This window comes from Actinacidiphila sp. bgisy145 (assembly GCF_057708125.1).
Genome location: NZ_JBYIRL010000010.1, coordinates 157,592 through 178,189, shown reverse-complemented (window position 1 = coordinate 178,189; position 20,598 = coordinate 157,592). Strand labels below are relative to the sequence as shown.

19 protein-coding genes are annotated in these 20,598 nt (G+C 74.0%); 12 read left to right on the top strand and 7 right to left on the bottom strand.

The genetic code is table 11. The features are described from left to right. Positions 1-56: 56 nt before the first annotated feature. Positions 57-926, bottom strand: a complete 870-nt coding sequence (locus AC3ERT_RS11970; protein WP_435173933.1) for an SDR family oxidoreductase — start codon at positions 924-926, stop codon at positions 57-59. Between the two features lie 108 nt (positions 927-1,034). Between AC3ERT_RS11970 and AC3ERT_RS11965 the strand changes: the two genes are divergently transcribed. Then, a complete protein-coding gene (locus AC3ERT_RS11965; protein WP_435173931.1) occupies positions 1,035-1,400 on the top strand; it encodes a winged helix-turn-helix transcriptional regulator in 366 nt (121 codons plus the stop codon). A gap of 81 nt (positions 1,401-1,481) precedes the next feature. On the opposite strand, the gene AC3ERT_RS11960 is transcribed toward AC3ERT_RS11965, so the two are convergent. From AC3ERT_RS11960 to AC3ERT_RS11950, 3 genes are all read right to left on the bottom strand, one after another. Further along, complete coding sequence (locus AC3ERT_RS11960) at positions 1,482-2,594, bottom strand: 2-oxoacid:ferredoxin oxidoreductase subunit beta (protein ID WP_435173929.1); 1,113 nt, start codon at positions 2,592-2,594, stop codon at positions 1,482-1,484. After that, positions 2,587-4,599, bottom strand: a complete 2,013-nt coding sequence (locus AC3ERT_RS11955; RefSeq protein WP_435173947.1) for a 2-oxoacid:acceptor oxidoreductase subunit alpha — start codon at positions 4,597-4,599, stop codon at positions 2,587-2,589. The genes AC3ERT_RS11960 and AC3ERT_RS11955 overlap by 8 nt, the downstream gene beginning before the upstream one ends. A 153-nt stretch (positions 4,600-4,752) precedes the next feature. Beyond that, positions 4,753-5,412 (bottom strand): response regulator, encoded by a 660-nt coding sequence (locus AC3ERT_RS11950; RefSeq protein ID WP_335978537.1) that lies wholly within the window; start codon positions 5,410-5,412, stop codon positions 4,753-4,755. 159 nt (positions 5,413-5,571) lie between these two features. Here AC3ERT_RS11950 and AC3ERT_RS11945 point away from each other — a divergent pair, with 159 nt between their 5' ends. Further along, a complete protein-coding gene (locus AC3ERT_RS11945) occupies positions 5,572-6,528 on the top strand; it encodes a quinone oxidoreductase family protein (protein ID WP_335978380.1) in 957 nt (318 codons plus the stop codon). A 709-nt stretch (positions 6,529-7,237) separates the two neighbouring features. On the opposite strand, the gene AC3ERT_RS11940 is transcribed toward AC3ERT_RS11945, so the two are convergent. The 3 genes from AC3ERT_RS11940 to AC3ERT_RS11930 all read right to left on the bottom strand — a co-directional run bounded on the left by AC3ERT_RS11940 (position 7,238) and on the right by AC3ERT_RS11930 (position 10,440). Continuing rightward, positions 7,238-7,711 (bottom strand): MarR family winged helix-turn-helix transcriptional regulator, encoded by a 474-nt coding sequence (locus AC3ERT_RS11940; RefSeq protein WP_335978378.1) that lies wholly within the window; start codon positions 7,709-7,711, stop codon positions 7,238-7,240. A 43-nt stretch (positions 7,712-7,754) separates the two neighbouring features. Next, positions 7,755-9,101, bottom strand: a complete 1,347-nt coding sequence (locus AC3ERT_RS11935) for a sensor histidine kinase (protein ID WP_435173927.1) — start codon at positions 9,099-9,101, stop codon at positions 7,755-7,757. Positions 9,102-9,219: 118 nt separating this feature from the next. Beyond that, entirely contained in the window at positions 9,220-10,440 is a 1,221-nt protein-coding gene (locus tag AC3ERT_RS11930) for a sensor histidine kinase (RefSeq protein WP_335978376.1), read from the bottom strand. A gap of 200 nt (positions 10,441-10,640) precedes the next feature. On the opposite strand from AC3ERT_RS11930, the gene AC3ERT_RS11925 reads away from it, so the two are divergent. Genes AC3ERT_RS11925 through AC3ERT_RS11880 form a run of 10 tightly spaced genes read left to right on the top strand, consistent with a single transcriptional unit; the run spans position 10,641 to position 20,426 of the window. Continuing rightward, positions 10,641-11,030, top strand: a complete 390-nt coding sequence (locus AC3ERT_RS11925; RefSeq protein ID WP_435173925.1) for an NADH-quinone oxidoreductase subunit A — start codon at positions 10,641-10,643, stop codon at positions 11,028-11,030. Further along, complete coding sequence (locus tag AC3ERT_RS11920; RefSeq protein ID WP_335978372.1) at positions 11,021-11,653, top strand: NADH-quinone oxidoreductase subunit B; 633 nt, start codon at positions 11,021-11,023, stop codon at positions 11,651-11,653. The genes AC3ERT_RS11925 and AC3ERT_RS11920 overlap by 10 nt, the downstream gene beginning before the upstream one ends. After that, positions 11,650-12,660, top strand: coding sequence for an NADH-quinone oxidoreductase subunit C (locus tag AC3ERT_RS11915; RefSeq protein WP_435173924.1), 1,011 nt, complete (start codon positions 11,650-11,652; stop codon positions 12,658-12,660). Before AC3ERT_RS11920 ends, AC3ERT_RS11915 begins: the two co-directional genes overlap by 4 nt. After that, a complete protein-coding gene (gene nuoH / locus AC3ERT_RS11910; RefSeq protein WP_335978368.1) occupies positions 12,657-13,619 on the top strand; it encodes an NADH-quinone oxidoreductase subunit NuoH in 963 nt (320 codons plus the stop codon). The genes AC3ERT_RS11915 and nuoH overlap by 4 nt, the downstream gene beginning before the upstream one ends. 3 nt (positions 13,620-13,622) lie before the next feature. Then, positions 13,623-14,255: a NuoI/complex I 23 kDa subunit family protein gene (locus tag AC3ERT_RS11905; protein WP_435125345.1), complete on the top strand. Its 633-nt coding sequence runs from the start codon at positions 13,623-13,625 to the stop codon at positions 14,253-14,255. Then, positions 14,255-14,866, top strand: a complete 612-nt coding sequence (locus AC3ERT_RS11900; RefSeq protein ID WP_435125341.1) for an NADH-quinone oxidoreductase subunit J family protein — start codon at positions 14,255-14,257, stop codon at positions 14,864-14,866. Before AC3ERT_RS11905 ends, AC3ERT_RS11900 begins: the two co-directional genes overlap by 1 nt. Next, positions 14,866-15,273, top strand: a complete 408-nt coding sequence (gene nuoK / locus AC3ERT_RS11895; protein ID WP_435125339.1) for an NADH-quinone oxidoreductase subunit NuoK — start codon at positions 14,866-14,868, stop codon at positions 15,271-15,273. The genes AC3ERT_RS11900 and nuoK overlap by 1 nt, the downstream gene beginning before the upstream one ends. Beyond that, the gene (locus AC3ERT_RS11890; protein WP_435125336.1) at positions 15,270-17,294 is read left to right on the top strand and encodes an NADH-quinone oxidoreductase subunit 5 family protein; all 2,025 of its coding nucleotides are present in this window, start codon (positions 15,270-15,272) and stop codon (positions 17,292-17,294) included. Before nuoK ends, AC3ERT_RS11890 begins: the two co-directional genes overlap by 4 nt. 7 nt (positions 17,295-17,301) lie before the next feature. Next, positions 17,302-18,867: a complex I subunit 4 family protein gene (locus tag AC3ERT_RS11885; RefSeq protein WP_435173922.1), complete on the top strand. Its 1,566-nt coding sequence runs from the start codon at positions 17,302-17,304 to the stop codon at positions 18,865-18,867. Further along, on the top strand, positions 18,867-20,426 hold the full coding sequence (locus AC3ERT_RS11880) for an NADH-quinone oxidoreductase subunit N (RefSeq protein WP_435173921.1): 1,560 nt from the start codon (positions 18,867-18,869) through the stop codon (positions 20,424-20,426). The genes AC3ERT_RS11885 and AC3ERT_RS11880 overlap by 1 nt, the downstream gene beginning before the upstream one ends. Positions 20,427-20,598 lie beyond the last annotated feature (172 nt).

The window sequence follows — 20,598 nt, the reverse complement described above, 5'->3', positions numbered from 1 at the left end:
GCCTGTCATGGCCATATCGCACTGTGGTCATGACAGGCGGCAGGGGCGGGTCCGGGTCAGCCCTCGAGCTGCCGTACGGCGGCGGCCACCGACTCCGGCATCGGCGTGGTCGGGCGGCCGATCAGCCGGGACAGCTCGCCGCTGGTGCCCGCGAGCAGGCCGCGGCCGATGCCGCGGTCCACGTCGACCAGCACCTCGGCCAGGCCCGCGGGCAGGCCCGCGCCCACCAGCACCTCCAGGTACTGCTCGGAGGAGACGTTCTGGTAGCGGATCTCCCGCCCGCTGGCCCGCGAGACCTCCGCCGCGTACTCCGCGAAGCTCCACGCGGTGTCGCCGCTCAGCTCGTACGCCTTGCCCTCGTGGCCCTCGCCGGTGAGCACCACGGCCGCGGCGGCCGCGTAGTCCGCGCGCGCGGCCGAGGCCACCCGGCCCTCGCCCGCGCTGGCGACCACGGCGCCGTGCTCCAGCACCGTGCCCAGGTTCTGCGTGTACACCTCGGTGTACCAGCCGTTGCGCAGGAAGGTGTACGGCAGCCCGGAGTCGAGGATCAGCCGCTCGGTGAGCTTGTGCTCCTCGGCGAGCGCGATGTCGGCCTCGGGGCCGCCGAGGATGCCCGTGTACGCCAGCAGGCCGACGCCCGCCGCGCGCGCGGCGTCGACGACCGCGGTGTGCTGCGGCAGCCGCCGCCCGACCTCGCTGCCGGACACGAACAGCACCCGCTCGCCCGCCTTGAACGCGCCCTTCAGGCTCTGCGGGTCGTCGTACGTCGCGACGCGCACCTGCACGCCCTGGGCGGCCAGGTCGGCCACCTTGCCCTCATCCCGGACGACCGCCGCGATGTCCCCCGCCCCCACCCCGCGTGCCAGCAGGTCCGCGACGACGAGCCGGCCCAGGTGGCCGCTTGCCCCGGTGACGACGATGCTCATGCTGTGTGCTCCCGTTCTGCGGTGGTATGCGGATCTCTCCGACCTCTCCGCCACCGTAACCCGGGCGCTAACCAGAGGAAAGTACCGACCTTGGCGTACGGTACATACATGAAGGTAAGTGAGATGGGCGCCGTGAAGGGCTGCCCGGAGCGGGCCGTCATGGAACACGTCACCAGCACCTGGGGCGTCCTGGTCCTGCTCGACCTGGCCGACGCGGGCACCCTGCGCTTCAGCGAACTGCGCCGCCGGATCGGCGGGGTGAGCGAGAAGATGCTCACCCAGACCCTGCGCACCCTGGAGCGGGACGGCTTCGTACGCCGCCTGGCCCATCCGGTCATCCCGCCCCACGTCGACTACGACCTGACCCCGCTGGGCGCCCAGGCCGCCGAGATGGTCGGCGCGCTGGCCCGCTGGACCGCCGACAACGTCGCCGCGGTCGCCGCCGCCCAGCAGGCGTACGACGCGGCCCGGTGACGCGCCCGCCCCGCCGCGCCGGGGTGCCGGCGGGACGGGGCGGAGGCAGGACGGTCCGGAGGCGGCGGGCCGGTGCGGCGGTCAGCCGGTGACCGTCCAGGTGTCCTTCCCGGCGAGGAGGGCGGCCAGGTCGCCGGGGCCCTGCCGGGTGGTGGCCGCCTTGAGCTGGTCGGCCATGTCGGTGTCGTAGACGGGGCGGGTGGTGTCGCGGAAGACGCCGATCGGGGTGGCGGTGCCCGGGCCGAAGGCGGTGCCGTCGGTGAGCCGGGAGAGGGCGAAGGCGTTGGTGGGGGAGGGGGAGTGGGCGTCGTGCACCAGGACGCTCGCCTCGTTGCCGGCGGTGACGTCCACGATCTCCAGGTCGCCGGTGCGCGCGTCGCGGACCACGCCGCGCGCGCCGTCCGGGCCGAAGCGGACCGGCGCGCCGTGCTCCAGCCGGATCAGGGCGCTCTCGGCGGTGTCCTTGTCCTTGAGGACGTCGAAGGCGCCGTCGTTGAAGATGTTGCAGTTCTGGTAGATCTCCACCAGCGCGGTGCCCTCGTGGGCGGCGGCGGCGCGCAGCACCGACTGGAGGTGCTTGCGGTCGGAGTCGATGGTGCGGGCGACGAAGGAGGCTTCGGCGCCGATCGCCAGCGACAGCGGGTTGAAGGGCGCGTCGAGGGAGCCCATCGGCGTGGACTTGGTGATCTTCCCCGCCTCGGAGGTGGGGGAGTACTGGCCCTTGGTGAGGCCGTAGATCCGGTTGTTGAAGAGCAGGATCTTCAGGTTGACGTTGCGGCGCAGCGCGTGGATGAGGTGGTTGCCGCCAATGGACAGCGCGTCGCCGTCGCCGGTGACCACCCACACGCTCAGGTCGCGGCGGGAGGTGGCCAGCCCGGTGGCGATGGCCGGGGCGCGGCCGTGGATGGAGTGCATCCCGTAGGTGTTCATGTAGTACGGGAAGCGGGAGGAGCAGCCGATGCCGGAGACGAAGACGACGTTCTCCCGGGCCAGGCCGAGCTCCGGCATGAAGGACTGGACGGCGGCGAGGATGGCGTAGTCGCCGCAGCCGGGGCACCAGCGCACTTCCTGGTCGGACTTGAAGTCCTTGGTGCTCTGCGGGCCTGCTGCCTTGGGCACCAGCGACAGCGAGGTGGCGCCGGCGAGCGGGCCGATGCCGGTACCGGTGCCGCCGAGTACGGGGGTCTCAGACATCCGCGTTCTCCTTCGCGATGGCCTGCGCCAACTGCTCGGCCTTGAACGGCAGTCCGGTCACCTGGGTGTAGGAGCGGGCGTCCACCAGGTACGTGGCCCGGATCAGGTGGGCGAGCTGCCCGAGGTTCATCTCCGGCACCAGCACCTTGTCGTAGCGGGCCAGCACCGCGCCGAGGTTGGCCGGGAAGGGGTTGAGGTGGCGCAGGTGGGCCTGCGCGACCCGGCCGCCCTCGCGCCGCAGCCGGCGGACCGCGGCGGTGATCGGCCCGTACGTCGAGCCCCAGCCCAGCACCAGGGTGCGGGCGGTGCCGTCGGGGTCGTCGACCTCCAGCCGCGGCACCTCGATGCCGTCGATCTTCGCCTGGCGGGTGCGGACCATGAAGTCGTGGTTGGCCGGGTCGTAGGAGATGTTGCCGGTGCCGTCCTGCTTCTCGATGCCGCCGATCCGGTGCTCCAGCCCCGGGGTGCCGGGCACCGCCCAGGGCCGGGCGAGGGTCTTCGGGTCGCGCAGGTAGGGCCGGAAACTCTGCGTGCCGTCGGGGGCGGTGTAGTTGGGGCCGGTCGCGAACTCCACCCGCAGGTCCGGCAGTTCGCCGACGTCGGGGATGCGCCAGGGCTCGGAGCCGTTGGCGAGGTACCCGTCGGACAGCAGCATGACCGGGGTGCGGTAGGCCAGCGCGATCCGGGCGGCCTCCAGCGCGGCGTCGAAGCAGTCCGCGGGGGTGGCCGGGGCGACCACCGGCACCGGCGCCTCGCCGTTGCGCCCGTACATCGCCTGGAGCAGGTCGGCCTGCTCGGTCTTGGTCGGCAGCCCGGTGGACGGCCCGCCGCGCTGGATGTCCACCACCAGCAGCGGCAGCTCCAGCGAGACGGCCAGCCCGATGGTCTCGGACTTCAGCGCCACCCCCGGCCCGGAGGTGGTGGTGACCGCCAGCGACCCGCCGAACGCGGCGCCCAGCGCGGCGCCGATCGCGGCGATCTCGTCCTCGGCCTGGAAGGTCCGCACGCCGAAGTTCTTGTGCCGGCTCAGCTCGTGCAGGATGTCCGAGGCCGGGGTGATCGGGTAGGAGCCCAGGAACAGCGGCAGCCCGCTGCGCTCGGACGAGGCGACCAGGCCGTAGGCGAGCGCGAGGTTCCCGGAGATGTTGCGGTAGGTGCCGGCCGGGAAGGCGCTGGCGGCCGGCTGCACCTCGTACGAGACGGCGAAGTCCTCGGTGGTCTCGCCGAAGTTCCAGCCGGCTCGGAAGGCGGTGACGTTCGCCTCGGCGACGTCCGGCTTCTTCGCGAACTTCTGGCGCAGGAAGGACTCGGTGCCCTCGGTCGGGCGGTGGTACATCCACGACAGCAGGCCGAGCGCGAACATGTTCTTCGCCCGCTCCGCGTCCTTGCGGGCCAGCCCGCTGTCCTTGAGCGCCTCCAGCGTCAGCGTGGTCAGCGGCACCGGGTGCACCGCGTACGCCGCCAGCGAGCCGTCCTCCAGGGGGTTCGCGGCGTACCCGACCTTCGCCATCGCCCGCTTGGTGAACTCGTCGGTGTTGACGATGACCTCCGCGCCCCGCGGCAGGTCGGCGAGGTTCGCCTTCAGCGCGGCCGGGTTCATCGCCACCAGCACGTCCGGCGCGTCGCCCGGGGTGAGGATGTCGTGGTCGGCGAAGTGCAGCTGGAAGGACGAGACCCCGGGCAGGGTGCCCGCGGGGGCCCGGATCTCGGCGGGGAAGTTCGGCAGCGTCGACAGGTCGTTGCCGAAGGACGCGGTCTCGGAGGTGAACCGGTCGCCGGTGAGCTGCATCCCGTCACCGGAGTCACCGGCGAACCGGATGATCACCCGGTCCAGCCGGCGGGTCTCCTTGCCTGAGGGGGGCGGGCCGCCGGGGCCGCCGGGCTCGGGGAGTCCGGCGGCCCGGGCGAGGGCCCCGAGGGCACCGACCTCCGCGGCCGGGGAGCCGAGCACGGTCCCCGAGCCCTCGTGCTCCTCGTTGATGGGGCTGCTGACCTGGCTGGTCACTGAACGGACCTCCTTCGCGGCGGCACTGCTCATCACCGGTCATCGTACGTCGGTAAGGCTTCCCTTCCCGGGACGTTCCGGCAACGGGAACCAAGCCCGGAAAACCCTCCGACAACGACCGCCGGCACCCTTGTGAGACAGCGTGTCAGCAACTCACGAGTTGAGATAGGTCAGTACCGCCAGCACCCGGCGGTGATCTCCCTCACTCGGCGCCAGCCCGAGCTTCAGGAAGATGTTGCTGACGTGCTTCTCCACCGCGCCGTCGCTCACCACCAGCTGCTTGGCCACCGCCGAGTTCGTCCGGCCCTCGGCCATCAGCCCCAGCACCTCGCGCTCGCGCGGGGTCAGCCCGGCCAGCACGTCCTGCTTGCGGCTGCGGCCCAGCAGCTGCGCGACCACCTCCGGGTCCAGCGCGGTGCCGCCCTGCGCCACCCGGACCACCGCGTCCACGAACTCGCGGACCTCGGCCACCCGGTCCTTGAGCAGATAGCCCACCCCGCGGCTGCTGCCGGCCAGCAGCTCCGTCGCGTACTGCTCCTCGACGTACTGCGACAGCACCAGCACGCCTACGCCCGGGTGCTCCTTGCGCAATTGCACCGCGGCGCGCACCCCTTCGTCGGTGTGCGTCGGGGGCATCCGCACATCGGCCACCACCACGTCCGGCGGCACGCCCTGCCCGGCCAGCTCGCGCACCGCCTTGATCAGGCCCTCGGCGTCGCCGACCCCCGCGACCACCTCGTGGCCGCGGTCCGTGAGCAGCCGGGTCAGCCCCTCCCTGAGCAGTACCGAATCCTCGGCGATCACGACCCGCACGCGTTCCTCCACCGTCTCCCACTCCCCCCGTCCGGACTGACTCCCCCAGCATCCCAGCATCGGCGGCCCGATGAGGAATACGGTTCGGGGTGGGCAAGGTTGCGCCCGTCGATCAGCGGCGGCCGCCCGTACAGGCGGCGCCCGGGGAGAGGAGAACGTGTGCGCGCGGTCGGTTTCGACGTCATAGGCGGTCCCGAGGTGCTCAAGGCCGTGGAGCTGCCCGCGCCCGTGCCCGGGCCCGGCCAGCTCCTGGTCAAGGTCGCCTACGCCGGCGTCAACCACGACGAGATGCGGCACCGGCGGGGGGACTACGGCGCCCCGCGGCACACGACCGTGCCCGGCTACGAGGTCTCCGGCGAGGTCGCCGCGGTCGGCCCGGGCGTCACCGGCCTCACCGTCGGCGAGCAGGTCGCCGCCTACCTCCCCGACGGCGGCGGCTACGCCGAGTTCGCGCTCGCGCCCGCGGACTTCGCCTTCCCGCTCGACGGGATCTCGCTGCGCGACGGCGGCGGCGCCGGCCTCACGCTCACCGCCGCCTACGGCATCCTCGCCGGCGCCGCCCGGCTCACCGCGGGCGACACCGTGCTGATCCACGCCGCCGCCGGCGGCATCGGCTCGGCCGCCGCCCAGATCGCCCGCGCGCTGGGCGCCGCCGCGGTCTACGGCACCGTCGGCTCCCCGGCCAAGGCCGAGTACGCCAAGCGGTTCGGCTACGACGCGATCCACCCGCGCGACGCGTTCGCCGAGGCGGTCCGCGAGGTCGACGTGGTGCTCGATCCGATCGGCGGGCCCACCCGGCTCGCGTCCCTGCCGCTGCTGGCCCCCTTCGGCCGCCTCGCGCTGTACGGCGAGGCCGCCCGCCACCCGGACCTGTCGCTGCCGCTGCTGCCGCTGTGGCAGCACAACCGCTCACTGACCGGCTACCACATCGCCGACCTCGCCCGCCGCGCGCCGACCGCCGTACGCTCGCACGCCCTGTCCGCGCTGTCGCTGCTGGCCTCGGGCGCGATCCGGCTGGACGTGACCGCGGAACTGCCGCTGGCGCGGGCGGCCGAGGCCCACGAGGCCATGGCGGCCGGCCGCAGCACCGGCAAGGTTCTCCTGCGGGTCGCCTGAGCGCACCGCGGCGAAGCCGCCCCGGAGCCGCCCGGCCCCGCCCGAGGCCCGGTCAGCCCACCCGGCCGGGGTGCGAGCTGGGCAGGGGGTGTTCGTGCTGCCCGTCCGGCCGCGATGTCTGGTTCGGGACCGAGCGGCCGGCCGGCCGAGGCTCGGTTCGCGATCTGCTGGGGATGGTCCGGCGGGGTGCCGACCCGCGACTCGTTCGGCTCCACGCGCCGCCGGCTGCGGGGCCGGCCCGGCATGGAAGGCGCCCCGGGCCCTCCCCGGGCCCTGCTCCGCCCTCCCCGGGGATCGGTCGGGATCTGCCGGGGCCCTACCCGGGGACCTGCTCGGGCCCTGCCCGGGGCCTTGCCCGGGGATCGCTCGGGCCCTGCTAGAGATCTGCCGGACCCCGCCGGGCGACCTGCTCGGTCCTCGCCAGGGGGCTTGCTCGGGATCGGCCGGGACCTGCCGGGGCGTTGCCCAGGGATCGGGCGGGCCCTGCCCGGGACCTGCTGGAGCTCTGTCCGGGGATCGCTCGGACCCCGCCGGGGGCCCTGCTCGGGATCGGCCCGGACTTGCTCGGGATCGGTCGGGCCCCGCCCGGGATATGCCGGGGCCCTACCCGGGGGCTTGCTCGGGCCCCGCCGGGGGACCTGCTCGGACCCCGCCGGGCGACCTGCTCGGGCCCCGCCGGGGGGCCTGCTCGGGCTCCGACGGGGAATCCTCAGGACTGGGCGATCGCGTCCAGCAGGGACATCGCCTCGATGATCGTGCGCCGCTGCTCCTCGGTGCAGCGGGTCTGCAACTCCCGGGCCAGCCACTCCTGGCGCGAGCGGCGGTCGCCCAGGCGCCGCTGCACGCCCTGCTCGGTCAGTGCCAGCAGCTGGCGGCGGCCGTCGTCCGGGTCGGGGCGCCGGGAGACGAGCCCGGCCTCCTCCAGGCCCGCCACGGTCTTCGCCATCGACTGCGGGCGCACCCGTTCCACCGCGGCGAGTTCGCTGACCGAGGCGGCCTCGCCCCTGGCCAGCCGGACCAGCACCGACGACTGGGCCGGCGTCAGACCGTCCCCGCTCACCTCCCGCAGCCGGCGCCGCAGCCGCCCGACGACGACCCGCACCTCCTCGGCCGCCCGCACCGCGGAGCCGCCGACCGCTCCGCCCGCCCCGTCGCCGCTGCCGTCCAAGGCCTTCGCGTCCATGGCCTTACGGTAGGGCCTCGCCGCGGCCCGTCCGCCGCCGCGGTCAGGACCGCCAGGGCAGTTCGGCCGTGATCCGGGTCGGGCCGCCCTGCGGCGAGTCCACCACCAGCACCCCGTCGACGGAGTCCAGCCGCTCGGCCAGCCCGGCCAGGCCCGAGCCGGCGTCCACCGCGGCGCCGCCGCGCCCGTCGTCGGACACGTGCAGCATCAGCCGGTCCTCGGTCTGCCAGACGTCCACGGCGGCGCGGGCGGCGCCGCTGTGCTTGCTGACGTTCTGGAGCAGCTCGGAGACCGTGAAGTAGGCGATGCCCTCGATCGCGGGCACCGGCCGGGCCGGCAGGTCCACGGTGACCGCGACCGGCACGGTGCAGCGCGCCGCGACCGCCGACAGGGCCGGGCCGAGCCCGCGGTCGGTGAGGATCGCCGGGTGGATGCCGCGGGCAAGGTCGCGCAGCTCCTGGAGCGCCACCTTCACCTCGCCGTGCGCGTCCTCGACCATCGCCGCGCCCACCGCCGGGTCCTGGAGCAGCTTCTCCTTGGCCATCCCCAGGTCCATGGCCAGCGCCACCAGCCGGGCCTGGGCGCCGTCGTGCAGGTCCCGCTCGATCCGGCGCAGGTCGGCGGCCGCGGTGTCCACCACGGCGCCGCGGTCCGACTCCAGCTCACTGACCCGGTCGGCCAGCCGGGACGGGCCGAGCAGCCCGCTGACCAGCATCCGGTCCACGTGCGCCATACCCCGCACCGTCCACGGCAGCGCCAGCACCAGCGCCCCGCCGACGGCCACGCACAGCACCATGTCCGCGGGGGTGTGCAGCCACCAGCCGCCGCCGTGCCCGTCACCGTAGAGCTGGAGGCCGTCCTGGCCGAAGTAGACCGGGAACACCCAGCGCCACAGCGGGTAGGTCAGCAGGCCCCAGCCGTAGGTGAAGAAGCTGATCGACACGGAGAAGGTGAACACCCCCCACGGGAAGTGCAGCAGGCCGTAGATCGCGTGCCGCCAGTTCACGCCGCTGCCCAGCTGGCCGCCCAGCCACGGGAAGAAGCCGCGCTCGCGGGTGCGGACCGGGCCGGGCTCGGCGACGTCGAGCCACAGCAGAGAGCGGGCCCGCGCCCGCTCGGCGTACCCGATCGCGCGGCAGCCGCCCAGCGCCAGCACCAGCACCGGCAGCCCGACGAAGGTGATCAGCAGCCCGGCGCCCAGCGACAGCATCGTCACCGTCCACACGAAGCCGACGACGCCCATCGGCAGGTTCAGCAGCAGGTAGGCCAGCTCCCGCCAGGTACGCGCCTCCACGGGGGCGCGCAGCGCGGTGGGCAGCCGGTGCGCTCGCTCGGCGGGATGGATGCCGTACGCCATGGTCGGGACCGTCCTTTCGGTACTGCTGGTCATACCGACCACCCTGCTCCGGTCCGGCCCGGCCGCCCATGGTGCGGATCGGCGTCTTCGGGGTGGGGATTTCCCTACCCCGGCCGCGGCCCCATCCCCAAACCTGGCCCCGCCCCCGGACCTAGCTCCGGCCCCGGGCCTGGCCGCGGGGTGCCGCGGGGCGGCGGAAGTCCCGGTCCCGCCACGGCAGTTCCGCGGTCACCACGGTCGGCCCGCCCACCGGCGAGGCCACCACGAACAGCCCGTCCACGGAGTCCAGCCGCTCGGTGAGCCCGGCCAGCCCCGACCCGCCGGAGACGTCCGCGCCGCCCTGCCCGTCGTCGCGCACCTGGATCATCAGCCGGTCGTCGGCGCGCCAGACCTCCACCCAGGCGCCGCGGGCCCGGCTGTGCTTGCTGACGTTCTGGAGCAGCTCGGAGACGGTGAAGTAGGCGATGCCCTCGATCGCCTCGGCCGGCCGGGCCGGCAGGTCCACGGTGACCGCGACCGGCACGGTGCAGCGGGTCGCGACCGACGACAGCGCGGCGTCCAGGCCGCGGTCGGTGAGGATCGCCGGGTGGATGCCGCGGGCGAGGTCGCGCAGCTCCTGGAGCGCCACCTTCACCTCGCCGTGCGCCTCGCCGACCATCTTCGCCGCCGCCTCGGGGTCCTCCAGCAGCTTCTCCTTGGCCAGGCCGAGGTCCATGGCCAGGGCCACCAGCCGGGCCTGGGCGCCGTCGTGCAGGTCCCGCTCGATCCGGCGCAGGTCGGCGGCCGCGGTGTCGACGACCACCCCGCGGTCGGACTCCAGCTCCGCGATCCGCCGCTCCAGCTCGTCGGAGGGCTGGAGCAGCCCGCGGGCCAGCGCCCGGTCCACCGTCGACATGCCGCGGGCCAGGAACGGCAGCAGCGGCCACAGCACGAACAGCGAGACCAGCGTCACCGTGAAGGTGAGGATGCCCCACGGCAGCCGGATCGCCAGGTACAGCGCGTGCCGCCAGGCCACCGGGTCCTTCAGCGACGCCCACAGCCAGGGCAGGAAGCCGCCCATCGTCCGGGTGCGCAGCGGCCGCGGCTCCTCGATCCGCACCCCGAGCAGCGAGCGCGCCCGGGCCCGCTCCAGCCGCCCCAGCACCCGGCAGCCGCCCAGGCCGAAGGCGAGCAGCGGCAACCCGACCACCGTCACGGACAGCCCGGCGCCCAGCGACAGCGTCACCACCACGTAGACGAAGCCGAGCAGCGCCATCGGGAAGTTCAGCAGCAGGTTCGCGATCTCCCGCCACGTCACGGGGTCGAAGGCGAAGCGGGGCGGGGGCAGCGGCTGCGGCGCCGATGGCGCCGACGACGCGGGGGAGGTGTCCATGGGTCCAGCCTGCCGTCCCGCCGGGGGCCCGCGCCATGGGGTGCGCGCTCCGGTGGCCGGTGGGGTTATCCCCCCGGCCCCACCGCCCGCGGGCCGCCATCGGTGGACGGCTTCCTCCGCCGCTGAGGCCAGGGCCTAGACTCCCTCCGTATAAATCGTCTAAAGATCCATCCGGATCGCTGGACATCGCTGGTCAACGAGTGAACGAGGGGCGGACGGACGTGGCCTACTTCCACGGCTACTCGGTCGTCGGTCTGGTCGCGGTCGTCGGCGTGCTGTTCGTGACGGTCTCGTTCACGGCCGGGCGGCTGCTGCGACCGGACGTGCCGACCCGCGAGAAACTGCTCAGCTACGAGTGCGGCGTCGACCCGGTCGGCGAGGACTGGGCGCACACCCAGATCCGCTACTACGTGTACGCGTTCCTCTACGTGATCTTCGCGGTGGACGCGATCTTCCTCTTCCCGTGGGCGACGGTCTTCGCCGCCCACGGCTTCGGCGGTACCACGCTCGTCGAGATGTTCGTCTTCCTCGGCTTCCTCGCGGTCGGGCTGCTCTACGCGTGGAAGAAGGGCGTGCTGGAATGGACGTGACCCTGCCCGACCCGGCGCAGCCGCAGCCGGAACCGGCCGGGACGCTGCTGCCCGAGCCGCGCCGGCTCGGCCCGCTCGCCCGGCTGGCGCCCGAGCCGATGAAGGTCGTGCTCAACTGGGGCCGCCGCTACAGCCTGTGGGTCTTCAACTTCGGCCTGGCCTGCTGCGCGATCGAGTTCATCGCCGCGTCGATGGCCCGGCACGACTTCATCCGGCTCGGGGTGATCCCGTTCGCGCCCGGCCCGCGCCAGGCCGACCTGATGGTGGTCTCCGGCACGGTCACCGACAAGATGGCGCCGGCGGTGAAGCGGCTCTACGAGCAGATGCCCGAACCGAAGTACGTCATCTCCTTCGGCGCCTGCTCCAACTGCGGCGGCCCGTACTGGGACTCGTACTCCGTGACGAAGGGCGTCGACCAGATCATCCCGGTCGACGTCTACGTGCCCGGCTGCCCGCCGCGCCCCGAGGCGCTGCTCCAGGGCATCCTCAAGCTCCAGGAGAAGATCGCCCGCGAGTCGCTCGGCGAGCGGTACGGGCGCCGAGCCGGCCGCGGGCAGCCCTCGACCGCCGCGCTGACCAGCTCACTGGTGGCCCCGCCGCCGGCGGAGGCGGAGGAGCGGTGAGCCACTTCGAGCAGCTTCCCCAGGCCGCGGCCGAGGTCTTCGGCGAGGGCGCGACCGCCGAGGAGTCGTACGACCTGCTGACCGTCGACGTCCCGCCCGCCGGATGGGTGGCGGCGCTGACCGCGGCCCGGGACGTGCTCGGCTGCACCTTCTTCGACTGGCTCAGCGCGGTGGACGAGCCGGGCACCGGCTTCCGGGTCTGCGCCCACCTCGTCCGGCTGGAAGGCGGTCTCGGGCGGCTGCTGGTGCGCACCACGGTGCCCCATGACGCGGCCGAGCTGGCGAGCGCCACCGGCGTCTTCGCGGGCGCGGGCTGGCACGAGCGCGAGACGCACGAGATGTTCGGCGTCGCCTTCACCGGGCACCCCGGGATGGCACCGCTGCTGCTGCCCGACGAGTTCGAGGGGCACCCGCTGCGCAAGGACTTCGTGCTGGCCGCACGGGTGGCCAAGGCGTGGCCGGGCGCGAAGGAGCCGGGCGAGTCGCACGACGGCGGCCCGAAGCGGCGCCAGATGCTGCCGCCCGGGGTGCCGGACCCGAACGACTGGGGCCCGTTGAAGGGCCAGTTGCCGCCCGCGCCGGCGCGTCCGGCGCGCCGCGCGGGAGCGGGCGGCGCCGCGGGGGAGCGGCCGGCCCGCCGGACGCGGACGGCGGGGGAGGGTTCGGCGAGCCAGTCCGGCGCGGCGGGCGGCGCGGCTGGTGGCACGGGGGGCGGCGGTACGGAGCGCCCGGCCCGGCCGGCCCGGACGCCGCGCCCGGCCGGCCCGGACGCGCCCTGGCAGCAGCCGGCCGGGCAGCCGCCCGCGGAGCCCTCGAAACCGGTGGAGCAGCCGCCGGCGGAACCGGAGCCGGCCGAGCCGTCGAAACCCGCCGAGCCGTCGAAACCCGCCGAGCCCCCGCGGTCCGAGCCGCCTCAGGCCGACCGGCCGCAGGAGGAGCCGAAACCCGCGCCGCCCGCACGTGACGAACCGCCCACCGGCGAAGGAGAAGGAGGCCGTACCCCGTGAACGACACGCTCCATGTCGTCCTGCGGCTGGTCGCCGTCCTCGTCGCGTTCCTGGTCCTGCCGCTGGCGGTCGGGCAGACCGAGCACAAGGTGATGGCCCACATGCAGGGCCGGCTCGGCCCGATGTACGCCGGCGGCTTCCACGGCTGGGCCCAACTCGTCGCCGACGGCGTGAAGTTCGCGCAGAAGGAGGACGTGGTCCCGGCCGACGCGGACCGCCGGATCTTCCAGCTCGCGCCCGCCGTCGCCCTGCTGCCCTACCTCCTGGTGCTGGTCGTGATCCCCGTCGGGCCGCACGGCTTCGTCGGGGAGGCGGTCGACGCCGGGCTGTTCTTCGTGCTGGCCGTGATGGGCGTCGGCGTCCTCGGCTCGCTGATGGCCGGGTGGGCGTCGGCGAACAAGTTCTCGCTGCTCGGCGGCCTGCGCACGGCCGCCCAGCTGATGGCGTACGAACTGCCGATGCTGCTGGCCGCGGCGTCCGTGGCGATGGCCGCGGGCACCCTGTCGCTGCCGGGGATCGTCGAGTCGTACCACTGGTGGTGGACGCTGTGGCAGCTCATGGGCGGCCTGGTGTTCTTCACCGCCGGGCTCGCCGAGCTGCAACGGCCGCCGTTCGACATGCCGGTGGCCGACTCCGAGATCATCTTCGGCGCGTACACCGAGTACACCGGGCTGCGCTTCGCGCTGTTCCTGCTCGCGGAGTACGCCGGGATCGTGGTGCTGTGCGCGCTGACCGCGGTGCTGTTCCTCGGCGGCTGGCACGGGCCCTGGTCCGGCAGCGTCGGCTGGCTGTGGACGCTGCTGAAGACCGGCGTGCTCGCCTTCGTGGTGATCTGGCTGCGGGTGAGCTACCCGCGGCTGCGCGAGGACCAGTTGATGAAGTTCGCCTGGACCGTGCTGATCCCGATTTCCCTCGTCCAGATCGCCCTGACCGGCGTCGTCAAGGTGGTGACCTCGTAAGCCATGCCGATTCCCGGCTCCGGCCTGGCCAAGGGCCTGGCCGTCACCCTGCGCACGATGACGAAGAAGACCGTCACCGCCCGCTACCCCGACGCGCAACCCGAACTCGCCCCGCGCAGCCGCGGTGTGATCGCGCTGTTCGAGGAGAACTGCACGGTGTGCATGCTGTGCGCCCGTGAGTGCCCCGACTGGTGCATCTACATCGACTCGCACAAGGAGACCGCGCCGCCCGCCGCCCCTGGTGGCCGCGAGCGCAGCCGCAACGTGCTGGACCGCTTCGCGATCGACTTCTCGCTGTGCATGTACTGCGGCATCTGCATCGAGGTGTGCCCCTTCGACGCGCTCTTCTGGTCGCCGGAGTTCGAGTACGCCGAGACCGACATCCTCGACCTGACGCACGAGCGCGACAAGTTGCGCGAGTGGATGTGGACGGTGCCGCCTCCGCCGCCGCTCGACCCTGCGGCCGAGGAGCCGAAGGAGGTCGCGGCCGCGCACAAGGCGGCGGAGAAGGCCGCGCAGGCGGCAGCTCAGGCAGCTCAGGCAGCACAGGCTGCTCAGCAGGCCGAGCAGGCCGAGCAGTCGGGGCAGGCCGAGGGTGCCTCGGAGGACGACCGGCCCGGGGAGGGCGAGGCGTGATGCACGGCAGTGTCGCCAGCCACCACGGCTTCCTCTCGCCGACCGGCGTCGAGATCACCTTCCTGCTCGTCGGCCTCGCCACCCTCGGCGCGGCCGTCGTCACCGTCACCACCCGCCAGCTCGTGCACGCGGCCCTGTGGCTGGTGGTCGCGCTCGGCGGGATCGCGGTGGAGTACCTGCTGCTGACCGCCGAGTTCATCGCCTGGGTGCAGGTGCTGATCTACGTCGGCTCGGTGGTGGTCCTGCTGCTGTTCGGCCTGATGCTCACCAGGGCGCCGATCGGCCACTCGCCCGACGCGGACTCCGAGAACCGCTGGGTGGCCCTGGCGGTGGCGGTGGCGGCCGCGGCCACGCTGGTGTGGGTGGTGGTGGACGCCTTCCGCAGCACCTGGATCGACGTGCACCGCACCGCCGGGGTCAGCGCCACCAAGGTCACCGGCAGCAGCCTCTTCCGGTTCTGGGTGCTGCCCTTCGAGGCACTGTCGGTGCTGCTGCTGGCCGCGCTGGTCGGCGCGATCGTGCTGTCCCGGCGCAGGGCGGGCACCGGAGCCGCCGCCCTGCCCGCCGCCGGGTCCGGCGGCCTTTCCGCCCCGAACGGCAAGGACCGCTGATGCACCTCGTCTACCCCGCCGTGCTGGCCGCCCTGCTCTTCTGCGTCGGCCTGTACGGGGTGCTCGCCCGGCGCAACGCGATCCTCGTCCTGATGTCCGTCGAGCTGATGCTCAACGCCGTCAACCTCAACCTGGTCGCCTTCGACACCTGGCTCGGCGACCGCCTGCACTCCGGGCAGGCCCTCACCCTGTTCACCATCACCGTCGCCGCCGCGGAGATCGGGCTCGGGCTGGCGATCGTGCTGCTGGTCTACCGCAACCGCGGCACCTCCGACATCGACCGCCTCGCCGACCTGGCCGACCCCGGACGGCCGCTCGGCGCGCCCGCGCCCCCGGACGCCGCCGACCCGGACGCCGGTCCGGGTGCGGCCGCCGGCCCCGACGAGAAGGCAGAGGCCACCGCGTGACCCTGACCGCCCTTGCCGCGCTCGTCCCCGCACTGCCCTTCCTGGGCGCGGCCGCCGGACTCCTGCTCGGCCGGCGCGCACCCGGCTTCGTCCGGCCGCTGGCGGTGCTGCCCACCGCCGCGGCCTTCGTGCTCGCCGCCGTCGTCGCCGCCCGCCAGGGCACCGGGCAGGCCACCGACGCCGCCCACCGGCTGACCGCGACCGGCTCGGTGCCGATCGACCTCGCGCTGCACCTGGACGGCTTCTCCGTCCTGATCGCGCTGCTCGTCGGCCTGGTCGCCACCTGCGTGCAGGTCTACTCCGTCTCCTACCTGCGGGACGACCCGCGATACCCGTCCTACGCGGCGCTGGTCTCGCTGTTCACCGCCGCGATGCTGCTCGTCGTCTACTCCGGCGACCTGATGGTGCTGCTGGTCGGCTGGGAGGTCATGGGCATCTGCTCCTACTTCCTGGTCGGCCACTACTGGGAGACCGAGGCGGCCCGCTCCGCGTCGATCAAGGCGTTCCTGGTCACCAAGCTCGGCGACGTGCCGTTCCTGATCGGCGTGTTCGCGCTGGCCGCGGACGCCGGCACCTTCCGGATCAGCGGCATCCTGGCCGCCGCCGCCGACGGGCGCCTGCACCACCCCACGGTGACCGCGCTGCTGCTGCTCGCCGGGGTCGCCGGCAAGTCCGCGCAGTTCCCGCTGCACACCTGGCTGCCCGACGCGATGGCCGGCCCCACCCCGATCTCCGCGCTGATCCACGCCGCGACCATGGTGGCCGCGGGCATCTACCTGGTCGCCAGGCTGCTGCCGGTGTTCACCGCGTCCGCCGCCGCGCTTGCGGTGCTGGCCGCGATGGCCGCGATCACCATGGTCGGCTCCGGCCTGGCCGCGCTCGCCCAGGACGACATCAAACGGGTGCTCGCCTACTCCACCATCGGCCAACTCGGCTACATGGCCGGCGCGCTGGCCGTCGGCGACCGCGACGCCGCCGTCTTCCACCTCCTGTCGCACGCCGCGTTCAAGGCGCTGCTCTTCCTGGGCGCGGGCGTGGTGATCCACGCGGCCGGCACCAACTCGCTGACCGCGATGTCCCGCATGGGCGGGCTGCGCAGGCGGGTGCCCGACGCGATGTGGACCATGGGCCTGGGCCTGGCCGCGCTGGCCGCGCTCCCGCCGCTGTCCGGCTTCTTCTCCAAGGAGTCGGTGCTGCGCGCCGCGGAGCACGCCGCCGGCGGCGACACCGCGCACGTGCCGTCGGCGGTCGGCTGGACGGTGCTGGTGGCCGGGCTGGCCACCGCTGTGCTCACCGGCGCCTACGCCACCCGGCTGTTCCTGCTCGCCTTCCTCGGCAACGGCCCGGCCGTCCCCGACCACGGCCGCCAGCCGCTGCCGATGACCGCGGTGCTGTGGGTGCTGGCCATCCCCACCGTCGCCTTCGGCGGGCTCGCCTACCGCGAACTGCCCGACTGGTTCGGCGGCAGCCCGCTCGGCCCGACCCTGGTCACCGCCCTGCTGGGCACCGGGCTCGCGCTGGTCGGCGTACTGCTCGCCTACGGCGCCTGGCGCGCGGTGGCCGCCAGCCGCCGGGCCGTGCCGATCGGCGCGCTCGCCGCCGAACCGCCGGACACCGCGGGCGCGCTCACCGACCACCTCGACGCGGACTCCGAACCCGCCCTGATCGAGGCCGAGGCCGAAGAGCACCACAAGGAGGTCTACGGCGACGTCGCCGCCGCCCGCGACCCCGGCGACCCGGGCCGGCTGCTGCTCGGCCCGCTGCACACCGCCGCCGCGCACGGCTTCCACCTCGACGCCCTGTACACCGCGCTGTTCGTCCGGCCGGTGCTGGCCGCCGCGTCCCTGGTCCGCTTCCTGGACCGGGACGTGGTGGAGACCTGGGTACGCGGCGCCGCGGGCACCCCGAACCTGCTCGGCGCGGCCGTCCGCAAGGCCCAGACCGGAAACGTCCAGACCTACCTCAGCGCGCTGCTGGCCGGTGCGGTCGTCCTCGCCGTCCTCGTCGCCGTCGGAGGCTGAGCCCGAAGTGAACGACACCGCCCTTCAGTACATCCTCGCGGCGATCCTGGTGCTGCCGCTGCTCGGCGCGCTCGGCGCCCTGCTGCCGGCGCCGCCCGGTCTGCGCGGCCGCGGCCCGGACCAGGCGGTGCTGCGGCACGGCGTGACCGTCACCGGCGCGGTGCTGGTCCTCGCGGTGGTGCTCGCCGCCGGCTTCGACCACTCCCACCCGGCCAGGATGCAGGCCACCACCGACCTGGACTGGATTCCCGCGCTGCGCATCCACCTCCACCTCGGGGTGGACGGCATCTCGCTGCCGCTGCTGGTGCTGACCGCGCTGCTGACCTTCCTGTGCGCGCTGTACTCGTACTTCAAGATGCCGGACGGGCCCCGGCCGCGCGCCTTCGTCGCCCTGCTGCTGCTGCTTGAGGGCGGCACGCTGGCCAGCTTCGCGGTGCTCGACCTGATCCTGTTCTTCCTCGCCTTCGAGACCGTGCTGGTCCCGATGTACTTCCTCATCGCGCGCTGGGGCGGCGCGAACCGGGAACGCTCGGCGCTGCGCTTCATCGTGTACACCCTCCTCGGCTCCGTGGTCATGCTGCTCGGCCTGCTCCTCATCGGCGTGAAAGCGGGCACCTTCGACATGGTGGCACTCGCCACTGACAACGGGTCACACCTCAGTCACACCACGCAACTGGTCGCGGTCCTCGCGATCGGCCTCGGCCTGGCCGTGAAGGCCCCGATGTGGCCGCTGCACAGCTGGCTGCCGGACGCGCACACCGCCGCACCCACCGCCGGATCGGTCCTGCTCGCCGGGGTGCTGCTGAAGATGGGCACCTACGGCCTGGTCCGGGTGGTGCTGCCGATCGCGCCCGGCGGGATGCACACCTTCGCCCCGTACCTGGCCGCCTTCGCGGTCGTCGGCATCGTCTACGGCTCGCTCGCCTGCCTCGCGCTGGCCCGGCAGGGCAACGGCGGCGACCTCAAACGGCTCATCGCCTACTCCTCGGTCGGCCACATGGGCTTCGTGCTCCTCGGCATCGCCTCCATGACCCGCACCGGCGTCAACGGCGCCCTGTTCGCCAACGTCGCCCACGGCCTCATCACCGGCCTGCTCTTCTTCCTCGTCGGCGCCCTGAAGGACCGCTACGGCACCAGCGACCTCGACCGGCTCGCGGGCAGCGGCGGCGCCGCCCTCTACGGCCGCGCGCCGCGCCTGGGCGGGCTGCTGGCCTTCGGCGCCGTCGCTTCGCTCGGCCTGCCGGGCCTGGCCGGGTTCTGGGGCGAGATGCTCGCGATGTTCGGCTCCTTCACCCCCGGCGCCGGCCTCAGCCGCCCCGCCTACGTCACCTTCACCGCGATCGCCGCCTTCGGCACCCTGCTCACGGCCGCCTACCTGCTCGTCGTGGTCCGCCGGATCTGCATGGGCGACCGCGACACCGCCCGGGCCCAGCCGGCCCTCGCCGACGTGCAGGGCTACGAGTTCGCCGCCTGGACGCCGCTCGCCGCCCTCACCGTGCTGGCCGGACTGTGGCCCGCGCTGCTGCTCGGCCTCACCGAACCGGCCGTACGCTCCCTGCTCGGAGGAAGCTGATGACCTCCCTCGGCGCGCTGACCGCGTCCGTCGACTGGACCGCGATCGCCCCGGCCGCGATCCCCGCCGCCCTGGCCGTCCTCCTGCTGGTCGCCGACCTCTTCCTGCCGCCGCGGCACAAGCGGCTGCTGGCCTGGGCGACCGTGGCCGGGCTCGCCCTGGCGCTGCTCTCCCTGATCCCGCTGCGGGCCGGGCACCACGCCACGTTCTGCGGCACCGACCCCGCCGCCGGCTGCTCGTACACCGCGGACCGCTTCGCGCTCGTGGTGCAGGTGCTCGTACTCGGCGGGGCGCTGCTCACCGCGCTGCTGTCCGCGCCCGCCGTCGAGGAGGAGCTGCCGGCCGGCGAGTTCTGGTTCCTGCTGCTGGCCTCCGCGGCCGGCGCCACCCTGCTGCCCGCCTCCCGGGACCTGGCCACCCTCGTCGTGGCGCTGGAGGTCACCACGCTGCCGTCGTTCGCCCTGGTCGGGCTGCGCCGCGGCGACCGGCTGAGCAGCGAGGCCGCGCTGAAGTTCTTCCTCACCTCGGTGACCGCCACCGCTGTGTCGCTGCTCGGCGTCAGCTTCCTGTACGCCACCACCGGCACCCTCTACCTCGACCGGATCGGCCGCACCCTCGGCCACGAACCGGCCCAGCTGCACACCCTCGGCAAGGCCGGCGCCGCCCTGACGCTGGTCGGCTTCGCCTTCAAGCTGGCGGTGGCGCCCTTCCACTTCTGGGTGCCCGACACCTACGCCGGCGCGCCGCTGCCGGTCGCCGCCTACCTGTCGGTGGTCGGCAAGGCGGCCGGCTTCTCCGGCCTGATCCTGATCACCACGCTCGCCCTGCACCCGTACGCCGACACCTGGGGCCCGGCGATGGGCGTGCTGGCCGCGCTGACCATGACCGTCGGCAACGTCGGCGCCCTGCGGCAGCGGCCCGGCGCCGAGCGCGGCGCCGTACGCCTGCTCGCCTGGTCCTCGATCGGGCAGGCCGGCTACCTGCTGGTGCCGCTCGCCGCCGAGTCCTCGGGCCACCCCGCCGGCTACCACGTCGGCACCACCGTGGCGTACGCCCTGATGTACGCGGTGGTGAACCTCGGCGCGTTCGCCGTCGCGGCCCTGGTCGGCCGCAGCGCGCCGCACGGGCGGCTGACGGACTACCGCGGCCTGTACGCGGCCCGGCCCGCGGCCGCCCTCGCGCTCGCCTTCTTCCTGCTCTGCCTGGCCGGACTGCCGCCCGGCCTGATCGGCCTGTTCGCGAAGGTGGCGGTCTTCTCCACGGCGGTCGACGCCCAGCACGGCTGGCTCGCGGTGATCATGGCCGTCAACGTGGCGATCGCGCTCGTGTACTACCTGCGGTGGACGGCGCTGCTCTTCGCCGCGGCAGGCGGGACGAAGGCCGCGGCGGCCGCTCCCGAGCTCTCCGCGGACGGCGGGGGCACGCCGGCGGCCGGTGCGGTCGCCGCGCGGACCCCCTTCGCGCTGGGCGCGGCCATCGCGCTCGCCGCGGCGGCGGGCGTGGTGCTGTCCGGCGCGCCGCAGATCGTGCTGCGCTACGCGGCCGGCGTGCTGCTGTGAGTACCCGCCGCCGACCCGGCCCCGCGGCGGCGAACCGGTCCGCCACGGCCGCGCCGCAGGTGGGGCGGCACGAGGCGCGGACCCGGCCGGTTCCGGCCTCGTTCGCACGGTAGCGCTGCGTACGCACACGGGAACCAACGGCGCCCGACTCGCGTTGACCAGTGCAGGAGGT